10 protein-coding genes are annotated in these 12,644 nt (G+C 63.8%); 2 read left to right on the top strand and 8 right to left on the bottom strand.

Annotated features, from left to right (window positions below):
• Position 1 precedes the first annotated feature (1 nt).
• Together gcvPB and KEC16_RS14935 are read left to right on the top strand one after the other, a co-directional pair.
• A complete protein-coding gene (gene gcvPB / locus KEC16_RS14940) occupies positions 2-1,516 on the top strand; it encodes an aminomethyl-transferring glycine dehydrogenase subunit GcvPB (protein ID WP_211550352.1) in 1,515 nt (504 codons plus the stop codon).
• Between the two features lie 106 nt (positions 1,517-1,622).
• Entirely contained in the window at positions 1,623-3,161 is a 1,539-nt protein-coding gene (locus KEC16_RS14935) for a tetratricopeptide repeat protein (protein WP_211550350.1), read from the top strand.
• A 232-nt stretch (positions 3,162-3,393) separates the two neighbouring features.
• Here KEC16_RS14935 and KEC16_RS14930 read toward each other — a convergent pair whose 3' ends face one another.
• The 8 genes from KEC16_RS14930 to gpmI all read right to left on the bottom strand — a co-directional run bounded on the left by KEC16_RS14930 (position 3,394) and on the right by gpmI (position 12,635).
• Positions 3,394-4,254 (bottom strand): GNAT family N-acetyltransferase, encoded by an 861-nt coding sequence (locus KEC16_RS14930; protein ID WP_211550348.1) that lies wholly within the window; start codon positions 4,252-4,254, stop codon positions 3,394-3,396.
• 11 nt (positions 4,255-4,265) lie between these two features.
• Positions 4,266-5,480, bottom strand: a complete 1,215-nt coding sequence (locus tag KEC16_RS14925) for a class I SAM-dependent methyltransferase (protein ID WP_211550346.1) — start codon at positions 5,478-5,480, stop codon at positions 4,266-4,268.
• 148 nt (positions 5,481-5,628) lie between these two features.
• Positions 5,629-6,435 (bottom strand): class D beta-lactamase, encoded by an 807-nt coding sequence (blaOXA, locus tag KEC16_RS14920; protein ID WP_249209218.1) that lies wholly within the window; start codon positions 6,433-6,435, stop codon positions 5,629-5,631.
• Positions 6,436-6,440: 5 nt separating this feature from the next.
• Positions 6,441-6,935: an RNA pyrophosphohydrolase gene (locus KEC16_RS14915; protein ID WP_211550342.1), complete on the bottom strand. Its 495-nt coding sequence runs from the start codon at positions 6,933-6,935 to the stop codon at positions 6,441-6,443.
• Positions 6,932-8,293, bottom strand: a complete 1,362-nt coding sequence (locus tag KEC16_RS14910; RefSeq protein WP_211550340.1) for a divergent polysaccharide deacetylase family protein — start codon at positions 8,291-8,293, stop codon at positions 6,932-6,934. Before KEC16_RS14910 ends, KEC16_RS14915 begins: the two co-directional genes overlap by 4 nt.
• 4 nt (positions 8,294-8,297) lie before the next feature.
• The gene (locus KEC16_RS14905) at positions 8,298-9,635 is read right to left on the bottom strand and encodes a S41 family peptidase (protein ID WP_211550338.1); all 1,338 of its coding nucleotides are present in this window, start codon (positions 9,633-9,635) and stop codon (positions 8,298-8,300) included.
• Positions 9,632-11,098: a murein hydrolase activator EnvC family protein gene (locus KEC16_RS14900; RefSeq protein WP_211550336.1), complete on the bottom strand. Its 1,467-nt coding sequence runs from the start codon at positions 11,096-11,098 to the stop codon at positions 9,632-9,634. The genes KEC16_RS14905 and KEC16_RS14900 overlap by 4 nt, the downstream gene beginning before the upstream one ends.
• Positions 11,070-12,635 (bottom strand): 2,3-bisphosphoglycerate-independent phosphoglycerate mutase, encoded by a 1,566-nt coding sequence (gpmI, locus tag KEC16_RS14895; protein ID WP_211550334.1) that lies wholly within the window; start codon positions 12,633-12,635, stop codon positions 11,070-11,072. The genes KEC16_RS14900 and gpmI overlap by 29 nt, the downstream gene beginning before the upstream one ends.
• Positions 12,636-12,644: the final 9 nt, after the last annotated feature.

Below are 12,644 nucleotides of genomic sequence, written 5' to 3'. Positions count from 1 at the left end.
GATGACCGAGATCACCACCATTTCCGGCAATCGCGGTCTGATGCTGGAAGAGCCGCTGATCTTCGAACAAGGCTGTCCGGGGCGTATCGGCGTTGATATCGCCGATCCCGGCCCCGTCGACGAGGATCGTTTGGGCGGGCTGGCCCGGCAAGGCGCCATCGGCCTGCCCGATCTGTCCGAGCCGCAGATGGTCCGCCACTACACCCGGCTGAGCCAAAAGAATTACGGCATCGATTCCGGCTTTTATCCGCTGGGCTCGTGCACCATGAAGCACAATCCGCGTCTGTCGGAAAAGATGGCCCGTATTCCCGGCCTGACCGATCTGCATCCGTTCCAGCCGCAATCCACCGTGCAAGGGGCGCTGGAGGTCATCGACCTGCTGGCCCATTGGTTGAAGGGCCTGGCCGGCATGCCGGCCTTGGCCATGAGCCCGGCCGCCGGCGCCCATGGCGAATGGTGCGGTCTGATGGCCATTCGCGCCTATCACGATGATCACGGCGACAGCCGGCGCACCCGCGTTCTGGTGCCCGAATCGGCCCACGGCACCAACCCGGCGACGGCGGCCATGTGCGGCTATAGCGTCGATCCGGTGCCGGCCAACGAGCGAGGCCGCGTTGACGTGGCGGCGTTGAAGGCCAAGCTCGGCCCCGATGTCGCCTGCATCATGGTCACCAATCCCAACACCTGTGGTCTGTTCGAGGATGAAATCCTGGAAATCGCCCGGATCACCCACGACGCCGGGGCGTTCTTTTACTGCGACGGCGCCAATTACAACGCCATCGTCGGCCGGGTGAAAGTGGCCGATTTGGGCATCGACGCCATGCACATCAATTTGCACAAAACCTTTTCCACCCCCCATGGCGGCGGCGGTCCCGGTGCCGGCCCGACCGTGCTGTCGGCAAAGCTGGCGCCTTACGCGCCGCTTCCCTTCGTCGTCCATGGCACCGATGGTCTGGAACTGGTGGAACATGCCGAACAGGCGCCGGGCGCCAAGCCGTTCGGCCGGGTCAAGGGCTATCACGGTCAGTTCGGCGTCTTCGTCCGCGCGCTCGCCTATATCTTGTCCATGGGCGCCGACGGCCTGCGCCAGACCAGCTCGGATGCGGTGCTTAACGCCAATTACCTGTTGGCGTCGCTGAAGGACGTGCTGTCGGCGTCGTTCGACGGCCCCTGCATGCATGAATGTCTGTTCGACGACCGCTTCTTGAAGGATAGCGGCGTCACCACCTTGGATTTCGCCAAGATGCTGATCGACGAAGGTTTCCACCCCATGACCATGTACTTCCCGCTGGTCGTCCATGGCGCCCTGCTGATGGAACCGACCGAGTCGGAAGCCAAGGAAACCCTGGACGGCTTTATTGCCGTTATCCGCGCCCTGGCCGCCAAGGCCAAGAACAGCGAAGCCGAGGCCTTCAAGGCCGCCCCGCGCCTGACCCCGCGCCGCCGTCTGGATGAGACTTTGGCCGCCCGCCAGCCGATATTGCGCTGGAAGCACGGGGCCAACGCCGAGGGGTAACGGGATAAAGTAAAGCGAAGGGGCTTGCCCCTTCGCGCATCCCGTTGCTTTCTCCAAAATCGCGCATAAGCTGTGGGATGTCGGTAATGACACTCAAGGCTTGGTCATGCGTGTTTCGCTGTTCGTCTTTTTGCTGTTGCTTCCAGTCGCGGCTGCCGCCGCGCCGGGTGATTCCGTCGAAACCCGCTTGCGGCTGTTGGAACAAAGGCAGGAAAGCCAAAAAGACGACGCCAAGAGCGAAGCGATGCGGGTGGAAACCCGCCTGCTCGACCGCGTCGGAAGTCTGGAACTGACCGTCAATCAGCAAAACAGCCATGTGGATCAGGTGCTGTCGCAACTGAACCTGACCATTGCCATCGGCGGCATCTTCATCGCGGCTGTTGCCTTGTTGGGCGCTTGGAAGGCGGTTTCGATCGCCAAGGCCGAGGCCCGCGAGACGTTGCGCGAGATGCTGGGGGAGGTCAGCAAAGCGAAAACCGAGGTTGAAGCCTTGCTGAAAGAGGTGCGGCAAGGCCATGGCGAGGTGATGAGCAAGGCGGCAGAGCTCAAAGCCGCCGGCACCGCCCCAGAGAATTTCACCCCGGACGATAAGGCCTCCATCGCCGCAGCCGCTCAACAGGCGGCGGCTAAGCCGGCATCCCAGCGGACCGAGATCGACATTTGGGCCTTGGCCCAACAGGCGATTTTGCGTGGCGACAGCGGCCAGGCCGCCGATCATTTGGCCGATGCCGACGAAAGCAAACCCTGGACCTGGGTGTTGCGGGCACGGGTGAAGTCCAGTCAGGGGGATTGGGCTGGCACACGGCGGGACGCCGAAACCGCATTGCGGCTGGCGCGCCAACAAAACGACCGCGAGCAAGAAGGCTTGGCCTTGGAAGTTCTGGAGTATGCCCATAGCGCCCATGGTGATTGGCCCAAAGCCAAAGCCGTTTGTATGGAGGCTTTGCAGATCAGCCGAGAGCTTGCCGCCGCCGAGCCGGAAAATTCGCGGAAGCAATCGAATCTGGCCGTCAGTCTGCGGCGTCTCGGGCAGTTTTGTCTGGGACGGGGGGAGGTGGAAGAGGCGCGGGGCCATGTTACCGAGGCGGTGACCATCAGCCGCCGGTTTCATGACAACAATCCAGCCAGCGTTGACGGACAGAAGCAATTGGCGCGGAGCGATATCCTCCTGGGAACAGTATGCCTGGAGGAGGGGAAATGGACGGAGGCCAAGATAGCCCTGACCGAGGCCATAAGCATCAGCCAAGACTTACTGGCGGATGACCCCGTCAATACCGAGTTGTTGTATCAATTGGGCCAATGCTGGACTCGGTTAGGGCTGGTTGCTCGAATGGAGGATGATTGGCAGCAAGCCCGCGCCTGTGCGGTGGAATATCGGGTGTTGGCCGAGCGGCTGGCCAGCCTCGATCCACGCAATGCCCAATGGCAGACAACCGTCGCCTATGCCCGCCGTGACAACGCGGTCTGCGATGATCAATTCGGGCATCTGGCGATCGCCCAGGCTGGCTATCGTGCTGCCATCCAACGGCTGCAAACGCTCGACGGCCAGGGTAAATTGGCAGCGGATGACCAAAAGTTGCTGGAAGAATGTCAGCGGAAATTGGCGGCGGTGGAAAAGAAAATGGCGGAAAAGGGTGATGTCTGACGCGTTGCGGCTGATGTTGTCGGGGCAGGGCCTCAAGCGCGTTCCATCCCGTCATACCCGCGCAGGCGGGTATCCAGGGAGTCGCGGAAAAATCGGTGGTGCACCCCCTGGGTTCCGGCCTGGGCGGGAACGACGGTTTCAAGACCCACAGAGGCACAGAGAGATGGTGCCAGAGGGCGACAGCATCACCCCGCGACAAACCTCTCTGTGCCTCTGTGGTTTCCTAATCCCCTCAGCCGAACTCGAACGACGTCACCCCAAAGATACCGTCCAGCGGCAGATCCGGGGCGGGGCCGTGATACATTCGGGCACAGCCGAAGGATTGGGTTAAGCCGAATTTCGCCGCCAGTTCCAGCCCGGCCCCATTGGGTTCGGGGATATCCAGCGCCACCTTTTCGCCGGGGATGGCCGCCAGCAGGCTGCCGATCAGGCGTTCGGCGCTGGCCGGATTGTCGGCGAACACCGGTCCCAGCTTGAAGCCGCTGCGGCAGGGGCGGGCGACGCCGTAACCGACCACGCTGTCGCCTTGGCGCAGCCCCCGCACATGGGCACCCGGTTGTTCAAGCCAGCGCAGCAAAAAGGCGGCGCGAGAGACCGGGAAAAAGCGGTGATCGTAAGTCTCGATCTCGGCGAAGGAAATCTCGGGATAGGCTTGGATGGCCGGGTCAGTCACCCCATGGGCGACGCCTTCGAAGCGCAAATCGCGATGGGCGAGGCGGAAGCCGCCTTTTTCATAGAACGGCGCCATGGCGAAAACGCCGTCCATGCCGATGCTGGCCCCAGGGACAAGGCGGCGGCGCAGCAGGTTCAGGCGGTGGTGCCACAATTGCGCCCCCAGGCCGCCGCCGCGCAGATCGGCGCGGATGATGAACAGGCCCATGAAGCCGAAGCCGGCGGAATAGGAAAAGATGGTGCCGCCGCCGACCAGTTCACCCCCCTGACGCAGGGCGATGAAGGCATCGGGATCGACCGCATGGGCGATGGCCAGATCGGCCAGACCGGGGTTCCAGCCTTCTTGCGCCGCCCATTCTTCCAAGATCGGCACTTCGTCGGCGCGCATGGGGGCGATGGTGAAGGCGGGGGGCAGCGACATGGAAATGACCGTCAGGGTTTGGCGTTGTACAAATAAATAGCCAATTCGTGGCCATTGAGGATGTTGCAATAACCAAGACTGAACAAGCGGATGATGTTTTCCCGGACGTAACGGGTGGACAGCACGATGGGGGTATCGGCGGCGGCGAAGGCGGCGAATTCGTCTTCGCGGTGAATGGGCAAGCCCTGCATTTCGCCGGAACGCTCCATGTCGATGAAACCGGCCAGATTGGGGATGCCGGCCTTGCGGATTGCCGCCAGCAAAGCCTGGGCCCCCAAGGCGGTGCCATGGATGTAGAACGGACGGTCCGGCAATTGCCCCAGGTCGGCCAGCGCCGTCAACAGCAGAAAATGCTTCAAGGCGGCATGGCGCGGCGGATAGCCCAGCGCCGCCGCCATACCGGCGCGAACGAATAAATATTCGCTGTTGGCTTCGCCGGTTATGATGTGGACCAATTCCAGACCGTGCTGTTCGCCAAAGGTGATGACCTCGCGGATGGTCGAAAACTCCATCGGCCAACCGCCCAGCCAATCCCGCATATCGGTCATCATTTCCATGCCGCGAGAATGGATGTATTCGCGGCGCAGCTTGGGCAGGCCAAGCAATTTTTTGACGCTGCGCCGGCACAGGTGGTTCCAGATATAATGGATTTCCATGGCGCGGCGGCGCAATGGACCAGCCTTGACATAGCGTTGCTTGACCTCCAGCCAATATTCCGCCGGCGGGTTGAGGTGGGCCTCGCGGCTGTAAAGGGCGATATACAGGCGGCCGTCAGGCTTCATCAACGGGATGACGTTGGCCAAGGCCCGCCATTGATCGCCGGTATGGTGCAGCACCCCCCAGGAATAGACCAGATCGAAGGTCCCCAGGCCGCCGATGAAATCGGTATCCAGCACCGAACCCTGCCGGATTGTCCAATTGGCCGGCGAGCCGGCGGCTTGTCGCATGCTGTTGGTGGCGGCGACGGAATTGGGGTCGAAATCAAAGCTGAGTAAGCTTTGGGCGCCGGAAGCATGCATGCCGAGGGAATGCAGGCCGCTGCCGCTGCCGATATCAATGACGCTGAGGCCCTGTAAATCCTTGAGGCCAAGGAAATCCAGCAGATAGCGGCGGGCGACTTCGGCCCGTTCCGGTGAAAAGGCCTTGTCGAGGAAGCGTTGCCAATTGGCGCCAAAGCCAAAGCGCTCTTCCAGTCCGATTTCGGGTGCTGTTATGTCGGAACTCATTCTCGTCCGCTCCATGCCCATTGTGTTCTCTTGCGGTGGGCCGCCCCGGTGGGGGGATGATACCCCGCCTGGATTGGGGCGGCAATCGGGGGCGCACGGTATTCAGTGGCGAATGCGTCGGGTCAAAACGATGTGTTCGGCGACCCCGTCAGCGGGCGTCGATGAGGGCGGGCAAATCCCGCACCATCGCCGTGCGGGCGCGCAGGCCGGCGCTGATCTCTTGCCGGCCGTCATCCTGGATCAAGCGGGCGAAGATGACGGTGCGGTTGTCCCGAGTGGCCCAGCCGACGAACCAGCCATAGGCGCGGTCCCAGTCGCGGCCGCCTTCGGCCGTGGCCGGCGCGCCGGTTCCGGTCTTGCCATGAAGGTCCCAGCCCGCCGGGGCATCGTCGAGTCGGGTGATGAGCTCGGTCATCCGATAGGCATGTGCCGCCACCGGCAAGTGTCGCCGGGTGATCTTGCGCAGAAAGGCGATCTGTTCGTGCGCCGAGATCTCCAGCGACGAACTGAGCCAAGCCCGGCTTAGCCCGTCATGCTTGCCGGGAGTGCCGCTCAGATCCTGGTTGCCATAGGCGAAGGCGGTGATATAGCGGCGGAAGCTTTCCTCGCCCAATTGCGCGGTGATTTGCTGCGAATACCACACCACCGAGTTCTTCATCCACGCCGTCGGGTCGGTGGTGGCGCGCCAGGACGGCAGATAATCGGGATAGCCCGGCTTGAACGGCAGGGCGGGGCTATGCGCGTCCTGCAACAGCCCTGAATCGAACCCGATCAGGCTGAGGGCCAGCTTGAAGGTCGAGGCCGGAGGCACCCGGAGATCGCAGCCATTGCCCGATTGGTGCAAGGCCGCGCCTGAAACGGCATCGGCAACGATGGTGCACAAGGTGGCGCCTTGGCTGGGCGCGGCCGCAAGGACCGAGAGCGCGGCCAGGGTGATGATCGCGGCCGGCTTCATCTGTTTCAGGCGGTCAGCGCGGCGGCCAAGGGGGCGAATTCCGCCGCGACCTGCTGGTATAGCGGCCGCTTGAAGGCGACAATCCGCTCGGCGGCTTCGGCCAGGGGCATCCACTGCCATTGGCAAAATTCCGGGTGCTCGGTGTCGATGTTGATGTCGGCGTCGCTGCCAAGGAATTTGAAGGCGAACCATTTCTGCTTTTGGCCGCGAAAACGACCTTTCCACACCTTGTCGGCCAGGTCGGCGGGCAGGTCATAGGAAATCCATCCGGCGCTTTCGCCGATCATCTCGGCTTTGTTGGTGCCGATCTCCTCCAGCATCTCGCGGGTCGCGGCGGTGGCCGGGTCTTCGCCCTCGTCGATACCGCCTTGCGGGAATTGCCAGGCCACTTCTTTGGTGTCGATGCGCCGGGCGGTGAAGACCAAGCCCTGGGCATTGAACAACAAGATGCCGACACCAGGGCGATAGGGGCGCTGGGACAGCGGCAATTGTTTGCTCACGACTTTCCTCCTTGCGGCCCGATCAGGGCGGAAACGGGGGCCAAGAGAACGCCCTCGGCCGCCAATGAACCCAGCCAGGGAATCATGCTTTCCAAGGTGGCGGGGCGGGCGCTGGCCAGAACCGCTTGCGGTCCCTTGCCGCGGACTTGTCCGGCCACGGCCTTTTGCCGGCTTTCCACCGCATCGCGAAACACCTCGCTGTCCAAGATGCCGGCCAAGGCGACGGAGGGCGGCTTGGGATCGGCATCGGCGCCGTTGCCCACATACAGCAAGCCGCGTTCCTTCAGCATGGCGAGGATGGGGGCAAGCTGCTTGGATTTGGTGAAGGGACCGTCTTGCGCCAGCACGCCGACATAGCCGGCGGTGCGCGCCAGCACCCTTTGCAGTTTTTCGGCGTTATCTTCGGCCCTGGCCGAGGTGGTCAGGCCCCAAGGGCCAGGGTCGCGGGCGGGAAAGCCCGATTCTTCCACCGGCAGGGTCAGCAGCACCTCATGACCGGCATCGCGGGCCTTTTTCACCCAATTATCCAGGCCGCCGGCATAGGGGGAAAAGGCCAAGGTGACATCGGGCGGCAGGCGCTCGATGGCGATGTCGGTGGCTTCCTTGTCCATTCCCAGGCCGCCGACGATGATCGCTAAGCGCGGCTTGTTGTCCTTGGATTCGAAGGGGCGGGCATAGACCTGCCACGATTGCCGGCCATCCGAAGCGATCACCGGCAGCGGACCAAAAGTCGAATGGCGGGTCATGCCGTCGGCCGGCACCGCGCCCAGGGGTTTGGGCTTGACGGCGATGACCGGCAAGGCGGCATAGCTGGGCGGCTTGTCGATGGCGCGCGGCAATGGCCGCAAGGGACCTTGCGGCGTTTCCTGACGGACGATGATCGGCGCCGGCGGGGCCTCGGGGGCGATCACCGGGGCGATTGTCGGCTTGGCGTCGATCTGGACGGGCGGGACCAGGCTTTGACTGGGGGCCTCGTGTGATGGCGGGACGCTGACCGCCGCCACAGCGGGGGGCGCTTCGGTGGGGGCCTTATCGGTTCCGGGGCTGCCGGGGGGGTTGAGCATCGGCCCGCCTGCGGCCGGGGCCTCGTCGGCCGGCGGCATGGCCGGGCCTTTGGCGGCGCCGCGACCGGGCATCTGAATAGCCAGACGCGGCTGATCGGCCACGTCCAGCAGGCCGATGACGTCGCGGGTATCCAGGTTGGACAGGAAATAAGCACCGGTGCCCAGGCCGCCGCCTAAAACGGCGACGGCCAGGACGACCAGAAATGGACGCAACGATATGCTGCGGCGCGGCGGCGGGTCATCGACACCGATCGGCCGCAACAAAAACAGGTCGTCGTCGTCCAGCGTATCCATGCGCTTAGTTGGCCGTGGCCCGGTACAGGGACAGCCCCCGGATCAGGTCAAGGGCGCGGGCCAATTGATAATCCTGAGCCGGATCACCCATCTTGATCACCGGCGGCGCATCGCCGTGCTTTTCCTCGTCCTTGGCCGCCGGGGCATCCTTGGCCGGGGCGTCTTCGGCCGGTTTGGCCGCCTTGGCGTCGGGATTGGCCAGGGCGTTGCGCAGGTTGGCTTCGGCTCGGCGTTCGCGTTCCGGCACGTTGATCGGCTCGACCTTGGATTGCAGCACCTTGATGTCGGGTTCGATGCCGACCGCCTGGATCGAGCGCCCCGACGGCGTGTAATAGCGTGCCGTGGTCAGCCGCATCGAACCGTATTGGCCCAAGGGCATCAACGTCTGCACCGAGCCCTTGCCGAACGAACGGGTGCCCAAGACCAGGGCGCGGCGGTGATCTTGCAGCGCGCCGGCGACGATTTCCGAAGCCGAGGCCGACCCGTCATTGACCAGCAGAACCACCGGCAAGCCACCGGTGATGTCGCCGGGCTTGGCGTTGAAGCGCTGGGTGTCTTCGGCCTTGCGCGACCGGGTCGAGACGATCTCGCCCTTTTCCAGGAAGTCGTCGGAGACGGCGATGGCCTGATCCAAGAGACCGCCCGGATTGTTGCGCAGATCGACGACGAAGCCGCCAAGATCCTTGCCGATATCCTTTTTCAACTGATCGACATGCTTGCGCAGATCGGTGTCGGTGGTGGCGGAGAACTGGGTGATGCGGACATAGCCGATCTTGCCCTCGGCATGGGAGCGCACGGTCTGGATCTTGATGACCGCGCGGGTCAGCTTGACGTCGAAGGGCGCGTTGCCGTTGCGACGGATGGTCAGCTTGATGTCGGTATTGACCAGGCCGCGCATGCGGTCGACCGCTTCCGACAGGCTGAGCCCCTGAACCGGTTCGCCATCCAGATGGGTGATGAAATCGCCGGGTTGCAGGCCGGCGCGGAAGGCCGGGGTCTCGTCGATGGGCGAGACCACCTTGACCCAGCCGCTTTCCATGGTCACTTCAATCCCCAGGCCGCCGAATTCGCCCTTGGTGTTGATGTCCATGTCCTTGGCGTTCTTGGCGTTGAGGTAGCTGGAATGCGGGTCCAGCGACGTCAGCATGCCGTTGAGCGCGGCTTCGATCAGTTCGTCGTCCTTGACCGGCTCGACATATTCGGCCCGGACTTTTTCGAACACCGTGGCGAACAAATCCAACAGGCGATAGGTTTCCTTGGACTCCGCCGCCCAAGCAGGCGTCAGGAACGAGGTTGCCAGCAACGCGGTGGTGCTGACAGCAATCATGGTCTTGCGAATCATCCGTGACCCTTACTTTTCTGTGCGGTAAGCCAAGGCAGAGGGTTAACGGGCTGCCCCTGGCGGCGCAGCTCGATATACAAAGCGGGTTTGGCATCGTCGTCGCCCATGATGCCAACGGGTTCCCCCGTTGTCAGCTTTTGTCCGACATTGGCGTCGATTCGGGCCATCCCCGCAAGCAGCGTATGATAGCCCTCGCTGTGTTCGATGATCAAGAGCAGGCCATAGCCGCGAAATGGACCGGCAAAGGCGACCTGGCCCTCGTAGGGGGCGATGATCTGCGCCCCCTTGCGGGTGGCGATGCTGATGCCCTTGGTGATGACGCCCACTTCGTTGGGCTGGCCGAAGCGTTCGACCACCCGGCCCTTGGCAGGATAGATCATCTTGCCTTGGGCCGCGGAGAACGGCTTGTCGCTGGTCATCGGCTTGGCGTCGGCGGCCTCGCGCGCGGCGGATTCATGGGCGCGGGCGGCTTTTTGCGCGGCGATTTCCGCCTCGCGCGCCTGTGCCTGGGCCTTTAATTCGGCCTCGCGGGCGGCGCGGGCCTCGGCCATTTCGCGTTCCTGGCGTTCCTTTTCCGCCCGTCTGGCGGCGATTTCGGCTTCGCGGGCGGCTTTTTGCGCTGCCATTTCGGCGTCGTGCGCGGCTTTTTTGGCGGCGATCTCGGCTTCGCGCGCGGCCTTTTCGGCGGCGGCCTTGGTTGCGGCCTCAAGCAAGCGGCGCTGGCGTTCTTGTTCCAGACGCTGCATCAATTCGCGCAAATCCTGAGCCTCGCCGGCGAGTTGGCGCACGCGCTGTTCCGACGCCTCGGTTTCGGCGATGGCGGCGTATTGCAATGTTGACTTGCGGTCCCACAAATCTTTGAGGCGCTTGTGTTCGCCATCCAGGCGCACGGCGGTGTTGCCGATGCGCTGGCGCTGATTGGTGATGTCGTCGCGCAATTTGCTCATGATGTCGATCTCGTCCTTGAGATCGTGCACCGAGCGTTCGATCTGCGGCACGGCCGAGCGCAACAAGATGGCCGAGCGCACGGTCTCGGCCGGGGTTTGCGGCTGCGCCATCAGCGCTTCGGTCGGACGCCAGGCCAGGCGTTCCAGCGCGGTCAGCACCCCGGTCATCTGTGACGACCGTCGTTGCAGGGCGCTGGCGCGGTCGCCTTCCAGGGTTTTCAATTCCTCCAGTTGGCGTTCCAGTTCCGACAGCAATTCCTCGCTGTCTTGGGCGGCGCGGGCGGCGGCGATCATGTCGGCGCGGATATGGGACAATTCGTCCGAGATGGCCCGCGCCTTGCGTTTGATTTCGGCATGTTCGGCCTGCGACCGTTTGATCTGGTCTTCCAGTTCGCGCAAACGGCGGTCGGCGGCGGCGGCGTCCGGTTGGTTCTGAGCCCAAGCCGGCGTCGCCGCCAAACAGACGGCCAGGGCCAGCAGGGCAAGTTTAGCCGGCGGCACGAATCTGCGACGCATCGCCGCCGATCAGGGAATGCCCGGTCATTTGGGCCGGCTGCGGCAAGTGCAGCAAGGCCAGCAGAGTGGGGGCGACATCGGCGAGCCGGCCATCGGCCAAGCTGGAAACGCCGGCGGGAGGATTGACCAGGATGGCGTCCACCGGCCCGGTGGTGTGGGCGGTGTGCGGTTCGTGCGTGGTCGGGTCGCGCATCAATTCGGCATTGCCGTGGTCGGCGGTCACCAACATGACCCCCCCGGCCCGCAGAACCGCCTGTTCCAGCCGGCTCAGACAGCCATCGACGGCCACCGCCGCACGCATGGCGGCGCTAAGGATGCCGGTATGGCCGACCATGTCGCCATTGGCGAAATTGGCGATGATCAGGTCGTATTTGCCCGAATCGATGGCGGCGATCATCTTGTCGGCGACTTCGGCCGCGCTCATTTCCGGTTGCAAATCATAGGTGGCGACCTTGGGGCTGGGGACCAAGATGCGATCCTCGCCCGGATAGACCTTCTCGCGGCCGCCATTGAAGAAAAAGGTGACGTGGGCGTATTTCTCGGTCTCGGCGATGCGCAATTGGGTCAGCCCAGCCTCGGAGGCGACCTCGCCCAAGATCTTGGACAGGGCTTCGGCCGGAAACAACGCCCCAAGCAGCGCATTGAGATCCTTGGAATATTCGGTCAGGCCCAGTTGCGCCGCCAAGGTCACGCCGCGGGCGCGGGCGAAGCCGTCAAAGGCGGGATCGATCAGGGCGTGCAGGATTTCGCGGGCGCGGTCGGCGCGGAAATTGCCCATCAACAGGCCGTCGCCATCGTTCATGCCGCCATAGCCGCCAAGGCTGACCGGCAGCATGAATTCATCGGTCTTGCCGGCATCATAGGAAGCCTGGATGGCCGCCAGCGGATCCTGTGTCGAGGTCGGCTGACCTTGCATCATGGCGGCGAAGGCCAATCCCACCCGGTCCCAGCGCTGATCGCGGTCCATGGCGTAATAGCGGCCCGAAAGGGTGGCGATGGCGACGTCGTGGCCGGCGACATCGGCCAGGAATTTGGCCACGAATCCCTTGGCCGAGGATGGCGGGGTGTCGCGGCCATCCAGAAAAGCATGCACCTTCACCGCGACGCCGGCGGCGGCGATGGTCCGGGCCAGGGCGGCCAGATGGTCTTGGTGCGAATGGACGCCGCCGGGGCTGAGCAGGCCCAGCAGATGGAAGGCGCCGCCGGCGGCCTTGACCTTGGCGATGGCATCGACCAAGCGGGGATTGGCGGCCAGCGAACCATCGGCGACAGCGCTGTCGATGCGCGGCAATTCCTGCATGACCACCCGGCCGGCGCCGAGATTGGTGTGTCCAACCTCGGAATTGCCCATCTGCCCCTCGGGCAGTCCCACCGACAGGCCCGACGTGGCCAAGAGCGCATGCGGATACTGGGTCAAAAAGCGGTCCCAGGTCGGCGTATCGGCTTGGGCGATGGCGTTGTCTTCGCGGTCGTCGCGGTGCCCCCAGCCATCAAGAATGCACAAGATGACGGGGCGGGAGGTGCGGGGCGTGGTCATGCCGGAAAA

The organism is Magnetospirillum sulfuroxidans, from assembly GCF_018224925.1.
GTDB classification, from domain to species: Bacteria; Pseudomonadota; Alphaproteobacteria; order Rhodospirillales; family Magnetospirillaceae; genus Magnetospirillum; species Magnetospirillum sulfuroxidans.
The sequence above is the reverse complement of the archived record's forward strand: the minus strand, read 5'-3'. Positions and strand labels throughout refer to the sequence as shown.